Origin of the sequence: Streptomyces thermospinosisporus, assembly GCF_039526425.1 — a bacterium.
GTDB lineage: Bacteria > Actinomycetota > Actinomycetes > Streptomycetales > Streptomycetaceae > Streptomyces > Streptomyces thermocarboxydovorans.
In genome coordinates, this window is the sequence record NZ_BAAAIZ010000021.1 from 101,736 (window position 1) to 115,643 (window position 13,908).

At 72.4% G+C, this 13,908-nt stretch carries 14 protein-coding genes; 5 read left to right on the forward strand and 9 right to left on the reverse strand.

Annotated elements, in window-relative coordinates; translation table 11 throughout:
* Window positions 1-69 precede the first annotated feature (69 nt).
* Window positions 70-804, reverse strand: a complete 735-nt coding sequence (locus ABD207_RS09275; RefSeq protein ID WP_344011505.1) for a class F sortase — start codon at window positions 802-804, stop codon at window positions 70-72.
* A 116-nt stretch (window positions 805-920) separates the two neighbouring features.
* A complete protein-coding gene (locus ABD207_RS09280; RefSeq protein ID WP_344011506.1) occupies window positions 921-1,715 on the reverse strand; it encodes a hypothetical protein in 795 nt (264 codons plus the stop codon).
* 262 nt (window positions 1,716-1,977) lie between these two features.
* On the opposite strand from ABD207_RS09280, the gene ABD207_RS09285 reads away from it, so the two are divergent.
* From ABD207_RS09285 to ABD207_RS09295, 3 genes are all read left to right on the forward strand, one after another.
* Entirely contained in the window at window positions 1,978-3,135 is a 1,158-nt protein-coding gene (locus tag ABD207_RS09285) for an MFS transporter (protein ID WP_344011507.1), read from the forward strand.
* Window positions 3,136-3,197: 62 nt separating this feature from the next.
* A complete protein-coding gene (locus tag ABD207_RS09290) occupies window positions 3,198-4,076 on the forward strand; it encodes an SDR family oxidoreductase (RefSeq protein WP_344011508.1) in 879 nt (292 codons plus the stop codon).
* Between the two features lie 134 nt (window positions 4,077-4,210).
* Window positions 4,211-5,323, forward strand: coding sequence for an MFS transporter (locus ABD207_RS09295; protein ID WP_344011509.1), 1,113 nt, complete (start codon window positions 4,211-4,213; stop codon window positions 5,321-5,323).
* 144 nt (window positions 5,324-5,467) lie between these two features.
* Here the strand turns inward: ABD207_RS09295 and ABD207_RS09300 are convergent, their stop codons facing one another.
* From ABD207_RS09300 to ABD207_RS09310, 3 genes are all read right to left on the reverse strand, one after another.
* Complete coding sequence (locus ABD207_RS09300; protein ID WP_344011510.1) at window positions 5,468-6,133, reverse strand: response regulator; 666 nt, start codon at window positions 6,131-6,133, stop codon at window positions 5,468-5,470.
* Window positions 6,130-7,386, reverse strand: a complete 1,257-nt coding sequence (locus tag ABD207_RS09305; protein ID WP_344011511.1) for a sensor histidine kinase — start codon at window positions 7,384-7,386, stop codon at window positions 6,130-6,132. Before ABD207_RS09305 ends, ABD207_RS09300 begins: the two co-directional genes overlap by 4 nt.
* A gap of 135 nt (window positions 7,387-7,521) precedes the next feature.
* The gene (locus ABD207_RS09310; RefSeq protein ID WP_344011512.1) at window positions 7,522-8,208 is read right to left on the reverse strand and encodes a TetR/AcrR family transcriptional regulator; all 687 of its coding nucleotides are present in this window, start codon (window positions 8,206-8,208) and stop codon (window positions 7,522-7,524) included.
* A gap of 153 nt (window positions 8,209-8,361) precedes the next feature.
* On the opposite strand from ABD207_RS09310, the gene ABD207_RS09315 reads away from it, so the two are divergent.
* Entirely contained in the window at window positions 8,362-8,811 is a 450-nt protein-coding gene (locus ABD207_RS09315; protein WP_344011513.1) for a nitroreductase family deazaflavin-dependent oxidoreductase, read from the forward strand.
* Here ABD207_RS09315 and ABD207_RS09320 read toward each other — a convergent pair.
* On the reverse strand, window positions 8,801-10,030 hold the full coding sequence (locus tag ABD207_RS09320) for a geranylgeranyl reductase family protein (RefSeq protein WP_344011514.1): 1,230 nt from the start codon (window positions 10,028-10,030) through the stop codon (window positions 8,801-8,803). The genes ABD207_RS09315 and ABD207_RS09320 overlap by 11 nt on opposite strands.
* Before the next feature lie 194 nt (window positions 10,031-10,224).
* On the opposite strand from ABD207_RS09320, the gene ABD207_RS09325 reads away from it, so the two are divergent.
* Complete coding sequence (locus tag ABD207_RS09325) at window positions 10,225-11,586, forward strand: dipeptidase (RefSeq protein ID WP_344011516.1); 1,362 nt, start codon at window positions 10,225-10,227, stop codon at window positions 11,584-11,586.
* A gap of 248 nt (window positions 11,587-11,834) precedes the next feature.
* Here ABD207_RS09325 and ABD207_RS09330 read toward each other — a convergent pair whose 3' ends face one another.
* From ABD207_RS09330 to ABD207_RS09340, 3 genes are all read right to left on the reverse strand, one after another.
* A complete protein-coding gene (locus tag ABD207_RS09330; protein ID WP_344011518.1) occupies window positions 11,835-12,878 on the reverse strand; it encodes an NUDIX hydrolase in 1,044 nt (347 codons plus the stop codon).
* A gap of 143 nt (window positions 12,879-13,021) precedes the next feature.
* Window positions 13,022-13,285: a hypothetical protein gene (locus ABD207_RS09335; RefSeq protein WP_344011538.1), complete on the reverse strand. Its 264-nt coding sequence runs from the start codon at window positions 13,283-13,285 to the stop codon at window positions 13,022-13,024.
* 332 nt (window positions 13,286-13,617) lie between these two features.
* A partial coding sequence (locus ABD207_RS09340) for an ROK family protein (protein WP_344011520.1) occupies window positions 13,618-13,908 on the reverse strand: 291 nt, incomplete at its 5' end.

Genomic DNA, 13,908 nt, shown 5'->3' on the forward strand with positions numbered 1-13,908 from the left:
GGCGGCGGCGGACCGCGGACGGGGCGTGGCGATGCCGGGACCGCGCCCCGTCCCGCTGTGCCGCCCGTCTCACACGAGCCGGGCGAAGATCACCAGGTTCTCCGTGTAGTCCTTGGCGGCGCGGTCGTACATCCCCGCGCAGGTGATGAGCCGGATCTGGGCGTCCGGGGTGTCGGCGTAGACGCGGTCGTCGGGGAAGTCGTCCTTGTCGAAGTAATCCTTGTCGTACACCTGGAAGACCGCCTTGCTGCCGTCCTTGCGCACCACCCGGAAGCGGTCGCCCTTCTTGAGTTCGCTCAGCCGGGCGAACACGGCGGGTGAGGTCTTGGTGTCGACGTGTCCGGCGACGACCGCCGTGCCGGGCTCTCCGGGTGACGCGCCCTTGGCGAACCAGCCGACGAGGTTGGTGTCGTCGGGCGGGGGCGCCTGAAGCTGGCCGCTCGCGCCGACCTCGAGATCCGTGAAGGGGGCGTCGACGGCGATCTTGGGGACGAGCAGCCGTACGGGCGCGGACCGCGGCATCGACTTGTGGGCCGGGGCGCTCGGAGCGGGCCGGCTGGGTGCCGTTGCGGCCGGCGAGGGTGCGGACTTCTCGGAACGGGGGGCGACGGAGTTCTCGGCGCTCACCGCAGGGGGAGCGTGCGGCACGTGGTTGTCGGCGGGGGGCTCTGCCCCGCCGCCCAGCAGGCTGACCGCCAGCACCAGGGCAGCCGCACCCCAGAAGAGCGCCGTCATCGCGGCGCGCAGTCTGCGTCTTCTCGGCGGCGGCTCGTTGTCGGCGGGGGCAAGGGGACTGGCTGCCATCGGGGGAACCACCTCATTCGGACACGGCAGCGGGCACGACGTTGGGCTCGGCGGGCGGGGCCGCCGCCGCGTCATGCGCGAGGGGCGGCCCCGGCCGCTATGTGGTCAGGCACGGCTCACGCCACGCTTCCGGCTGCCTTCTTGCGGCGCAGCGCGTACATGCCGGTGCCCAGGAAGGCCAGCGCGGCCAGTCCGCCCGCGGTCACACCCGGCTGGGCGAGGCCACCGCCACCGGTGTGCATGCCGCCCTTCGGCTTGTCGTGCTTCCACTCCTCCTTGTCCTTGCCCCAGGACTCTTCGCTCTTGTCCTTGTAGGTCTCGGAGGAGTCGTACTTGCCGCCCTCGTCGCCGCTCCAGTCCTTGTTCAGGGCGAGGGCGCCGCCACCGGTGTGCACACCGCCGTACGGCTTGTCGTGCTTGGACGAGTACTTGTCCTCGTACTTCTTGTCCTCGTCCTTGTCCTCGTACTTCTTGTCCTCGTCCTTGTCCTCGTACTTCTTGTCCTCGTCCTTGTCCTCGTACTTGTCGTCACCCTTCTCCCAGTCCTTGTCCATGGACAGGGCGAGGGCGCCGCCGCCGGTGTGCATACCGCCGTAGGGCTTGTCGTGCTTGCCCTCGTACTTGTCGTCCTTCTTGTCCTCCTCCTTCTTGTCCTCCTCCTTCTTGTCCTCGTCCTCGTACTTGTCGTCGCCCTTCTCCCAGTCCTTGTCGGACACCGACGACAGAGCACCGCCGCCCGTGTGCATTCCGCCGTAGGGCTTGTCGTGCTTGCTGTCCTTGTCGTGCTCCTTGCTGTAGGAAGACTTGTCGTGCTCACCGTCATCCATGTGGTTGGCGTAGGCCAGGGGCGCGGCGATCGCGAGGGCCGCGGTGGCCGTCGCGCTGGCGAGCACCATGCGAGCAGAGCGCATCTGGGAATCCTTCCATCGGCGGCCGGGCTGCTGACTCCTCGTCAGCAGATTGGCCCGGTCTCGACGTGATCCAACGTCAGGCAAGACGGCGGAGCTCACCATCCGGGACGTACACACGGGTTAACAACCCATCCCTATGGCGGCACGTACAGGCGTGTCGCCGCCCCCTTTCGGCGGCCGCCGGCCCCCCTTGCACCCGGCCCCGGCGCTCGCCTAGCCTGCTTTTGTGCCGCTCATAAACAAAACCCGTTCGCACAGCGTCGTGCCGGGTTCGGACCTCGTCCGGCTCCGACTCGCCCTGACCGCGTTCTTCGCCCTGGACGGCTTCGTCTTCGCCGGCTGGGTGGTCCGTATCCCCGCCATCAAGGAGCAGACCGGGGCCTCGGCCAGCGCCCTCGGGCTCGCCCTGCTGGGCGTCTCCGCGGGGGCCGTCGTCACCATGACCCTCACCGGCCGGCTGTGCCGCCGCTACGGCAGCCATCGGGTCACCGTGGTGTGCGCCGTCCTGCTCTGCCTCAGCGTGGGGTTGCCGCCGCTGACCCACTCCGCGCCGGCGCTCGGCGCGGTCCTGCTGCTGTTCGGGGCCGCCTACGGCGGGATCAACGTGGCCTTCAACAGCGCCGCCGTCGATCTGGTCGCGGAGCTGCGGCGGCCGATCATGCCGAGCTTCCACGCCGCCTTCAGCCTCGGCGGCATGGTCGGCGCGGGCCTGGGCGCCCTGGTCGCCGGCTCGCTCACCCCCACCCGGCATCTGTGGCTGCTGGCCGCCGTCGGCCTGGCGGTGACGGCGGTCGCCGGGCGCGTACTGCTGCGCATCGAGCCGCTGACCCCCGCGGACCGGGGCCGGGAGCAGCAGGCCGGACCGCGCCGCCCGGACCGGCGCATCCGGGCCCTGGTGATCGTGTTCGGGCTCATCGCCCTGTGCACCGCCTACGGCGAGGGCGCCCTGGCCGACTGGGGCGCGCTCCATCTGGAGCAGGACCTCGGCGCCTCGGCGGGCGCGGCGGCCGTCGGCTACTCCTGCTTCGCGCTGGCGATGACCGCCGGGCGGCTGACCGGGACGACGCTGCTGGAGCGGCTGGGCCGGACCCGGACCGTCGTCGCGGGCGGCGCCACCGCGTGCGCCGGCATGCTGCTGGGCGCCCTGGCGCCCTCCCTGTGGGCCGCCCTGCTCGGCTACGCGGTGACCGGGCTCGGCCTCGCCAATCTCTTCCCGGTGGCCGTCGAGCGGGCCGGCGCACTGGCCGGACCGAGCGGCGTCGCCACCGCTTCCACCCTGGGCTACGGCGGCATGCTGCTCGGGCCGCCGGCCATCGGCTTCATGGCCGACTGGTTCAGCCTGCCGGCCGCCCTGACCAGCGTGGCGGCGCTCGCGGCGGTGGCCACGGTCACCGGGGTCGCGACCCGGCGGGTGGGCTGAGCCGCGGCCGGCGGGGTACCCGGCGTCCCACGTGAGCGACATCGTGGGACGAGGAGTGGACCGTGACCGAGCAGCAGAACCCCGTCGGGCAGCACCCGACCCCCGACTTCCCCTCCCAGGATCAGCCGCATCCGGGCTGGACCGGCCCCATGGACCCGCCGCCCGACCACGGCGAGGACACCTACCGCGGCAGCGGACGGCTGCAGGACCGCAAGGCCGTGATCACCGGTGGGGACTCCGGCATCGGGCGGGCTGTCGCGCTGGCCTTCGCCCGGGAGGGCGCCGATGTGCTGTTCACCTACCTGGACAGCGAGAAGGACGAGGCAGCCGAGACCGCGCGGTGGGTCGAGGAGGCCGGCCGGCGGGCCGTGGCCGTCGCCTGTGACATCCGCGAGGAGGAGAACTGCCGGGCCCTGATCGACCGAGCCGCGTCGGAGTTCGGGCACATCGACATCCTGGTGAACAACGCCGCGTACCAGATGTCGCAGCCCGACGGCATCGAGGCGATCACCACCGAGCAGTTCGACCGGGTGATGCGCACCAACCTCTACGGCATGTTCTGGCTGTGCAAGTTCGCCCTGCCGCACCTGCGGGAGGGCGGCAGCATCATCAACTCCGCCTCGGTCCAGGCGTACAAGCCGAGTCCGCATCTGCTGGACTACGCGACCACGAAGGGCGCGATCGTCACCTTCACCCAGGGCCTGGCGCAGATGCTGATCGAGCGGGGCATCCGGGTCAACGCCGTCGCGCCGGGACCGGTGTGGACGCCGCTGATCCCGGCGACGCTGCCGGACACCGCGGAGTTCGGCAAGCAGGCCCCGATCGGCCGGCCCGCCCAGCCCGCCGAGATGGCCCCGGCCTATGTGTTCCTCGCCTCGCAGGAGGCCTCCTACATCACCGCCGAGATCGTCAACGCGACGGGCGGTACGCCGCTGCCGTAGGCCGGCCGCGGTGCGCGGCGGTGGTGGGGTGAGTGCGCCGCCGCGCACCGGCATGGATGCGTTGCACGGCGCATCAACAGGTGTGCCTGCTCGTGCGCATCGGCATGTACGCGTCGTGCGGCAGACTCCTCGTCATGGACACTGCCTGGTTTCTTCAGATCCTGGACCGAGAAGGCCGGTTGCTGGCCGACGCCGCAGAGCAGGCGGGCGTCGACGCGGTGGTGCCGCCCTGCCCCGGGTGGCGGGTGCGCGACCTGCTGCGGCACACCGGCGTGGTGCACCGCTGGGCCGCGGGCTTCGTCGCCGAGGGGCACACGGCACCGCGCGCCATGGGCGAGGAGCCCGCGCTCGACGGCCCGGATCTGATCGCCTGGTACCGCGCGAGCCATCGCCTGCTGGTCGACACGCTGGCCGGTGCGCCCGCCGATGTGGAGTGCTACACCTTCCTGCCGGGTGCGCCCTCCGCGCTCGCCTTCTGGGCGCGGCGCCAGGCGCACGAGACCTGCGTCCACCGGTTCGACGCCGAGGCGGCCCGCGGCGGCACCCCCGCTCCGACCGGCACGGACTTCGCCGTGGACGGCATCGACGAGCTGCTGCGCGGCTTCCACGCCCGCCGCAGGAGCCGGGTGCGCAGCGAGAAGCCTCAGCTGCTGCGGGTGCGGGCCACCGACGCGGACGCCGTGTGGACGATGCGGGTGTCCGTGGCCTTCCTGCCGGCGGGTGCGCTCGTGGCACTGTCGGCGACCAGGGTGGGCGCGGTGATCGACCGGTTCGGTACCGCGCGGCTGATCGTGCTGGGCTTTTCCCTGATGGTCACCGGATACGTGCTGTTCCTGCGCATCGACCTCGATCCCGGGTATGCCGCAGTGGTCCTGCCGACCATGCTGCTGGTCGGCTCGGGCTTCGCGCTGGCCTTCCCCTCGCTCAACGTCCAGGCCACCAACGGCGTCGACGAGCACGAGCAGGGCATGGTGTCCGGGCTGCTCAACACGTCCGTCCAGGTGGGAGGCGCGCTGTTCCTGGCGGTGGTGACGGCGGTGGTCACCGCGCACGCGCCGGAGCGGCCCGACCCGCAGGCCGTGCTGGACAGCTACCGGCCGGGGCTGATCGTGGTGACCGGCATCGCCGTGGCGGGGCTGCTGATCTCCCTCACCGGACTGCGGTGGCGTCGTGGGGACCGCCGGTCGGTGGTCGTCGCCAGGTCCACCTCGCGGGAGGCGGAGACGGAGCGCGTCGGCGCGCCGTGACCGGGGGCGCCTCCACCGCGCGCCCGGCGGGGTGATCCTCCCCGCCGGGCGCGCGCCCTGCCGTGGCCGTGCGATGCGGCGGCTGCGGCTGACGGCTGACGGGTGCTCAAGCGGACCGGGCGGGGTGGCGTCCCGCGGCCGCGGTCAGCCCAGCCAGCCGGGGCGGACCAGGCCGGACTCGTAGGCGAGCACCACCAGCTGGGCCCGGTCGCGGGCGCCGAGCTTGACCATGGTGCGGCTCACATGGGTCTTGGCGGTCAGCGGGCTGACGACCAGACGGCGGGCGATCTCCTCGTTGGACAGGCCGATGCCGACCAGCGCCATCACCTCCCGCTCCCGTTCGGTGAGCTGGGCGAGGGCGTCGGCGGCGGCCGGTTCCTTGGACCGGGCCGCGAACTCGGCGATCAGGCGGCGGGTCACGCCGGGCGACAGCAGGGCGTCGCCCGCGACCACCGCCCGCACCGCGCGGAGCAGTTCCTCCGGTTCGGTGTCCTTGACCAGGAAGCCCGAGGCGCCGGAGCGGATCGCCTCGAAGACGTACTCGTCCAGCTCGAAGGTGGTGAGCATGACCACCTTCACGTCCGCCAGGTCCGGGTCACCGGTGACCTGACGGGTGGCGGCCAGCCCGTCGAGGGCGGGCATCCGGATGTCCATCAGGACGACGTCCGGGCGCAGTTCGCGGATGAGCCGCACCGCCTCCTCGCCGTCGGAGGCCTCTCCGGCCACCTCGATGTCCGGCTGGGCGTCCAGCAGGGCGCGGAAGCCCGCCCGGACGAGCGACTGGTCGTCGGCGAGCAGTACGCGGATCACCGGTCCTCCTTCGGCGTGAGCGGGAGCACGGCCAGCACGCGGAAGCCGCCGTCGGGGCGCGGGCCCGCATCGATCGTGCCATCCAGTGCGGCGGCCCGCTCCCGCATTCCGGCCAGTCCGTTGCCGCTGCCGCCCGCGTCGGCGCCGGTGGCGGGCCCGTCGTCGTCGATGCACAGGCGCAGGGCCCCGTCGCGCTCCTCCATCCGCACGCGCGCGTTCCGTGACCCGGAGTGCCGCACCACATTGGTGAGCGCCTCCTGGACGATCCGGAAGGCGGCGAGGTCCGCGCCGGGCGCGAGGTCCGGCGCCTCGCCCTCGACCGTGACGTTGAGGCCGGCGGCGGCCGCCTGCTCGACGAGTTCGGGCAGGCGGTCCAGGCCGGGAGCCGGCGCCCGGGGTGCCGCGCCGGGCGTGCGGAGGGTGTCGAGCACCTGGCGGACCTCGCCGAGCGCCTCCTTGCTCTTGTCCTTGATGGTGGTGAGCGCGGTGCGGGCCTGCTCCGGGTCGCTGTCCAGGAGGGCGAGCCCGACGCCGGCCTGCACATTGATCACGGAGATGCTGTGGGCGAGCACGTCGTGCAGTTCGCGGGCGATGCGCAGACGCTCCTCGTCCGCGCGCCGGCGGGCCGCCTGGGCGCGTTCGGCCCGCTCGCGCGCCCACTGCTCGCGCCGGGCGCGCGCCAGCTCGGACACGGCAATCAGGGCGACCACCCAGGTGGCGGCCACGATCTCCTGGTTCCAGGAGGCGGCGGAGTCGCCGTTGGGCGGCAGCTGGCGGTAGAGCACATGGGCGAGCAGCAGATGGCCCACCCAGAGGGTGCCCATCGCGGTCCAGGCGGCACGCCGGTGCCCCGCCACGACGGCGGTGAAGCAGGCCACCGCGACGACCAGGAACACCGGGCCGTACGGGTATCCGGCGCCGAGGTAGAGCAGGACGGCGCCGACGGTGCCGCTGAGCACCGCCACGGGATGGCGGTGCCGCAGCAGGAGCGAGGCGCCCGCCGCGAACAGCAGCAGCCTGGCGAACGGGTCCAGGGCGACGCGCTCGCCCTCCTGGGCATGGGCGGCGAAGGTGGAGCCGGCCATGACGAAGGCCGTGATCAGGAGGGTGGACACCCAGGGCAGCCGGGACCGGCCGCCGGCCTCGGCGTCCTCCCCCGTCAGGCCGTGCGGTCCGTAACGCCAGGCCGCCCCCGGTCCCCGGCGCCACCAGGCCCGCATCCGGCCGGCTCCGCGCCCCTGCAGCTCGTCCATGTCCGCCACGCTAGACGCCAGGCTGCCCGAGCCGCGTCACCCCGGCGTGGTGATCGGACGTACTCCCGGTGAAGTAGGCCCACGGGGCTTTCACCAGGGAGCCGACGGTCCTTCAGCAGATCCTGGCCGGGCCCGCTACGTCAGCCCGACCGAGTCCGCGAGCCGTGCCGCGGCATGGCGGAAGAAGCGCTCGCGGTCCTCCACCACCCGGTGGAACTGGCCGAACACCTCGAAGCCGACCAGTCCGAACAGCTCGGCCCAGGCGGCGACCAGCGCCACCGCGACCTGAGGCGGCAGGTCGGGCGCGAACTCGGCGGCCATCCGCTCGGCCTCCGGCGTGAGTTCGTCCGGCAGCGCGGGCGGGGTGAGGCGCGACTCCTGCCGCGCCTCGCGGAGGATCCCGATGAGGGCGAGGGCGACGCGGGAGGCGGCCGGGATGGTGGTGCTGGGCGCGGTGTAGCCGGGGACGGGTGTGCCGTAGATCAGGGCGTACTCGTGCGGATGGGCCAGGGCCCAGCTGCGCACCGCTTCGCAGATGGCGGCCCACCGCCGGGCCGGCGGCTCGCCGGACGCCTGCGTGCGGGCGGCCTCCGCCGCCTCGCCGAGGGAGTCGTAGGCGTCGATGATGAGGGCGGTCAGCAGATCGTCGCGGCTGGGGAAGTAGCGGTAGATCGCGGAGGACGCCATGCCGAGTTCACGGGCCACGGCGCGCAGGGACAGCTTGGCGGCACCTTCCGCGACAAGCTGTCTGCGGGCCTCCTCCTTGATGGCCGCGGTGACTTCGATCCTGGCCCGGGCCCGGGCGCCGCGTGTGCTGCTCATGGGCTCAGTGTCGCACACAGGCAGAGCACTGCACACAAACGAGAGCAGTGCTCTTGCTCCGGTGGCCGGGGTGAGGCAGACTGCTGTTCACCGGCGAGAGCAGTGCTCACAATCGAGAGCGGCGCTCACGCACCGCCACGTCAGGAGGTTCCCTTGTCCACGCATGTCATCAAGCCCGGCTGGTTCACCGTCAACGTCTTCAACCGGTTCGTCGCCTGGCTCACCCGCCGGGGCATCAGCGTCTGGGGTTCCCGGGTGCTGGCGGTGCGGGGCCGCAAGAGCGGCCAGTGGCGGACCACACCGGTCAACCCGCTGACCGTCGACGGGCAGCAGTACCTCGTCGCGCCGCGCGGCCACGTCCAGTGGACGCACAACATGCGCGCGGCCGGCGGCGGACAGCTCCGCCTCGGCAAGCGCGTGGAGAACTTCACCGCGGTCGAGGTCGCCGACGACGACAAGCCGCCGCTGCTGCGCGCCTACCTCAAGCGCTGGAAGGCGGAGGTCGGGGTCTTCTTCAAGGGCGTGGGCCCCGGCTCGTCCGACGCGGAGCTGCGCCGGATCGCCCCCGACCACCCCGTCTTCCGGATCACGATCACGGACTGACGCCCTCGTCCTGGCGCCGGTCCAGGAGCGTCAGCGCACGCTGGGCCATCGGATGCGTCCGCACCAGCTCGCCGAGCGACGTCGAGCCCTGGGTGACGTCCTTGAACGCCCGCCACGCGGGGCGCAGTCCGGTGAGGGCCATGTGGAACAGGCCCGGACGCCGCTCGAACACCGCCAGCATCCGCTTGCCGACGCTCATCTCGACCCCGAGCCCCGCCTTGACGGCGAAGGCGTAGTTCAGCGCCTGGCGGCGGGTGTCCACGGCGTCGTGGGCCTCGGCGATGCGGACCGCCCACTCCCCCGCCAGGCGCCCCGAGCGCAGCGCGAAGGAGATGCCCTCACGGGTCCACGGCTCCAGCAGCCCGGCCGCGTCCCCGCAGACCAGCACCCGGCCGCGGGAGAGCGGCGAGTCGTCGGCCCGGCAGCGGGTCAGATGCCCGGAGGAGATGCTCGGTTCAAAGCCGGCCAGGCCGAGCCGGCCGATGAAGTCCTCCAGATAGCGCTTGGTCGCCGCGCCTTCGCCGCGCCGCGAGATCACGCCGACGGTGAGGGTGTCGCCCTTGGGGAAGACCCAGCCGTAACTGCCGGGCAGCGGGCCCCAGTCGATGAGGATGCGGCCCTTCCAGTCCTCCGCGACGGTGTCCGGAACCGGGATCTCAGCTTCCAGCCCCAGGTCCACCTGGTCGACCTTCACCCCCACATGGGCGCCTATGCGGCTCGCGCTGCCGTCGGCGCCGACGACCGCCCGGGAGAGGATCGTCTCACCGCCCTGCAGCACCACCGCGACCGTGCGCCGGTCGGGCACGGCCGCACCGTGCTGCTCGACGCGCTGCACGGTGGCGCCGGTGCGCAGCTCGGCGCCCGCCTTCTGCGCGGACTCCACCAGCTGCTGGTCGAATTCGGGCCGGTTGACCAGACCGAAGAGCATCTGGCGGGAGCGACGGGTGCGGGTGAAACGGCCGTTGTGGGAGAACGTCACCGCGTGCACCCGGTCCTTCAGCGGCAGGTCGAAGCCGGGCGGGAGCGCATCGCGCGAGGGGCCGATGATGCCGCCGCCGCAGGTCTTGTAGCGCGGCAGCTCCGCCTTCTCCAGCAGCAATACGCGCCGTCCCGCGACCGCCGCCGCATACGCGGCCGAGGCCCCCGCGGGTCCCGCGCCCACCACGACGACGTCCCACACCTGGCGCTCGCCGTCCGCTGAAGAGTTCTCGCTGGTCACGATGGTCTACCGCTCCGATCTAGCCGCCTGCCGCTGCGTCCTGTCGCATCCTACGGCGACGATCGCCGCAGGTCGCTGTGGGAGGATCGGCGGTGTGGGTGCCCCTTACACGGGACCAGTCACCCATACCGCACGATCATGCCGTGCCCACACGTACGCAGTAGGACAACGTCGCACCCACAAGGAGCGTGCCCATGTCGTCGAATCCGGTCGCCGCGACCGTCGCCTCCCTGATGCCGAGGGCGAAGCAAGAGCTCGCCGAACTGGTGGCGTTCAAGTCGGTGGCGGACTTCGACCAGTTCCCGCGCAGCGAGAGCGAGGGCGCCGCCCGCTGGATCGCCGACGCACTCACGGCCGAGGGCTTCCAGGACGTGGCCCTGCTCGACACCCCCGACGGCACCCAGTCGGTGTACGGCTTCCTGCCCGGCCCCGAGGGCGCCAGGACCGTCCTCCTCTACGCCCACTACGACGTGCAGCCGCCGCTGGACGAGGCCGCCTGGGCGACGCCGCCGTTCGAGCTGACCGAGCGGGACGGCCGCTGGTACGGGCGCGGCGCGGCCGACTGCAAGGGCGGCCTCATCATGCATCTGCTGGCGCTGCGCGCCCTGAAGGCGAACGGCGGAGTGCCCGTCAACGTCAAGATGATCGTGGAGGGTTCGGAGGAGCAGGGCACGGGCGGCCTGGAGCGGTACGCCGAGGCGCACCCCGAGCTGCTCGAGGCCGACACCGTCGTCATCGGCGACACCGGCAACTTCCGGGCCGGCCTGCCCACGGTCACCTCCACGCTGCGCGGCATGACCATGCTGCGGGTCCGCATCGACACCCTGGAGGGCAATCTGCACTCCGGTCAGTTCGGCGGGGCCGCCCCCGACGCGCTGGCCGCCCTGGTGCGTGTCCTCGACTCCCTGCGTGCCGAGGACGGCAGCACCACCATCGACGGGCTCACCACCGACGCCGCCTGGGACGGACTGCAGTACGACGAGGAGCAGTTCCGCAAGGACGCCAAGGTGCTGGACGGGGTCGAGCTCATCGGCTCCGGCACGGTCGCCGACCGCATCTGGGCGCGCCCGGCGGTCACCGTGCTCGGCATCGACTGCCCGCCGGTGGTCGGCGCCACCCCGTCCGTGCAGGCGAGCGCCCGCGCGCTGATCAGCCTGCGGGTGCCGCCGGGCGTCGACGCGACCGAGGCGACCAAGCTGCTCCAGGCCCACCTGGAGGCCCACACTCCGTGGGGTGCGCGGATCAGCACCGAGCAGGTCGGCCAGGGCCAGGCGTTCCGCGCGGACACCTCGAGCCCCGCGTACCGCGCCATGGCCGACGCGATGGCCGTCGCCTACCCGGGCCAGGAACTCCAGTTCGCCGGCCAGGGCGGCTCCATCCCCCTGTGCAACACCCTCGCCGCCCTGTACCCCGACGCGGAGATCCTCCTCATCGGCCTCAGCGAACCGGAGGCCCAGATCCACGCCGTCAACGAAAGCGTCTCCCCCGAAGAACTCGAGCGCCTCTCCGTAGCCGAGGCCCACTTCCTCCGCAACTACGCCAACAGCCCCGCCTGATCAACCCCGCCGCCCGCAGCCAACCTGCGGGCGGCGGAGCCGCGTTCCTCCGGGCGGCAGAGCCGCCGTTCACTGCGGGCAGGGCCGGCCTCCCAGCTGCGGGCAGGGGCCGTCACCTGCGGGGCGATGGGGGTGCCCCCGCTCGAGCGCAGTCGAGAGTGGGGGGTGGGCGCAGGCGGCACCCTGCAAGCGCCGGTAAGCGCAACCCACCCCCGGCCGGCTGCGACAAGCCGTACCCAGAACAGCCCCTATCCCACAGGCACCCCCGCTTCCAAATACGCCGCCTTCCCCCGCTCCCGCGCCCGCAGGGCCTGCCGCAACCGCGCATACCTCACCGGCGGCAACAACTCCGCCGCCTCCACCTCACTCGCAAACCGCCACTCCCGCAGCTCCGGCCCCGGCAGCAACAACCGCCCCGCATCCTCCGCCGCAAGCCGCCCCCCGTCGAACAGCAGCCGCAGCCCCCCGAACCCGGGCGGCGCCGGCGGCTCCCAGTCCACCACCAGCAACGCCGGCACCTCCGCCAGCCTGATCCCCGTCTCCTCCGCGACCTCCCGCATCCCGGCCCGCGCCGGCGCCTCCCCCGGCTCCACCACACCCCCGGGAAACTCCCACCCCGCCTTGTACGTCGGGTCGACGAGCAGCACCCGGTCCTCCTCGTCGAACAACAGCACCCCCGCGGCAACGGTCTCCGCCGTCGGCTCCGGCGTCTGCACGATGTCGCACACCGGCACCGCCCCGCTGCGCACCGTCTCCGCGATCCGCACCGCCGCGTCGTACGGGCTCATCGCCCCCGTGTCCACCGGGTACGCATCCGCCGTCAGCCAGGAGGCGAGCGCGGCCTTGTACGGCTCGATGTGGTCGTAGGACCACTGACGTATCCGTAGCTCCGCGTCGGGCATCTCCGCCGGCACCTCACGGCCGGCTATCCGCTCCCGCAGGATCGTTTCCGCCGGGGCCAGAAGCACATGCCGGACGGGTATCCGCCGTGCGGCGAGGCCCCCGAAGATCTCGTCGCGGTAGTCCTGGCGCAGCAGGGTCATGGGGACCACGAGGGTCCCGCCGAGTTCGGTGAGCATCGCGGCGGCCGTGTCGATGACGAGACGGCGCCAGATGGGGAGGTCCTGGTAGTCACCGACCTCGGCGAGGCGTTTGGGCGGCAGCAGCTGCGCGAGTGCCCCGCCGATGACCTCGGGGTCGAAGAGCGTGCTGTTCGGGATCAGCTCGATCAGTTCCCGTGCGGTGGTGGTCTTCCCCGCACCGAACGCACCGTTGATCCAGACCACGGTCACGGTTCCCCCTCTTCTGTTGGCCCCCAGAGGCTTGCCCGCTCCACCCTGCCACGGAAACCAGCCCCAGTTGAGAACGCATCACGACGGCGCCGGCGCCCCGAGGGGAGGGCACCGGCGCCGTCGCTGTCGTGCCGGGGAGGTCGTCAGTCTTTGGACTTCTTGGCCGACTTCTTGGCCGACTCCTTGGCCGACTCCTTGGCCGACTTCTTGGCCGACTCCTTGGCCGACTCCTTGGTCGAGTGGTCCAGGTTCAGGCTCTCGCTGCCGACCGCCTGGTCGAGGGTGTTGAGGGCGTCCTTGACGCCGAGCCCCTCGAGGCCTTCACCGGCCGCGTGCGAAGGGGTGACCGCCGCGACGACGAATCCGGTGGCGAGGGAGGCGATGGCCAGCATGCTGCGCTTCTTCATACCCGCCTCAACGGCCGGAACGGCCCAGGGGTCACGCGCCGATTCGGAAGACGAACCACACGGACCGCGCAGCTCCCGACCAGAACGGAGCGGACGGACCCGCTCAGCCCCCGCCAGAACGGACCGGACGGATCCGTTCAGCCCTCCTCAAACCCCAGCCGTCTCCTCAAACCCCAGCCGTCTCCTCAAACCCCAGCCGTCTCCTCAAACCCCAGCCGTCTCCTCAAACCCCAGCCGTCTCCTCAAACCCCAGCCGTCTCCTCGGACCCCGCCGTCTCTCAAACCCCAGCCGTCTCCTCGGACCCCGCCGTCTCTCAAACCCCGCCGTCTCCTCAAACCCCCGCCGCCGCAGCATCCGGCCTCCGCGCCAGTACCGCGGCCGCCGCGCCGACCAGCCCCGCATCCGTGCCCATCTGCGCCGGAGCCACCGCGAGACGCCGGACGAACGACAGGGTGGCGTAGTCGGCGAGGGCCTTGCGCAGCGGGGCGAGGAGGATCTCGCCGGCCTTGCCGACTCCCCCGCCGATCACCGCGATGTCGATCTCCACGAGCGTCGCCGTCGCCGCGATGCCGGCGGCCAGCGCCCGGGCGGCCCGTTCGAAGGAGGCGACGGCCACCGGGTC

What these genes read in the sequence shown, in the direction of transcription:
- ABD207_RS09310 (WP_344011512.1), bottom strand. Translation starts at nt 8,208, where the DNA reads ATGAGCAGCACACGCGGCGCCCGGGCCCGGGCCAGGATCGAAGTCACC.
- ABD207_RS09335 (WP_344011538.1), bottom strand. Translation starts at nt 13,285, where the DNA reads ATGAAGAAGCGCAGCATGCTGGCCATCGCCTCCCTCGCCACCGGATTC.
- ABD207_RS09295 (WP_344011509.1), top strand. Translation starts at nt 4,211, where the DNA reads ATGGACACTGCCTGGTTTCTTCAGATCCTGGACCGAGAAGGCCGGTTG.
- ABD207_RS09275 (WP_344011505.1), bottom strand. Translation starts at nt 804, where the DNA reads ATGGCAGCCAGTCCCCTTGCCCCCGCCGACAACGAGCCGCCGCCGAGA.
- ABD207_RS09280 (WP_344011506.1), bottom strand. Translation starts at nt 1,715, where the DNA reads ATGCGCTCTGCTCGCATGGTGCTCGCCAGCGCGACGGCCACCGCGGCC.
- ABD207_RS09305 (WP_344011511.1), bottom strand. Translation starts at nt 7,386, where the DNA reads ATGGACGAGCTGCAGGGGCGCGGAGCCGGCCGGATGCGGGCCTGGTGG.
- ABD207_RS09325 (WP_344011516.1), top strand. Translation starts at nt 10,225, where the DNA reads ATGTCGTCGAATCCGGTCGCCGCGACCGTCGCCTCCCTGATGCCGAGG.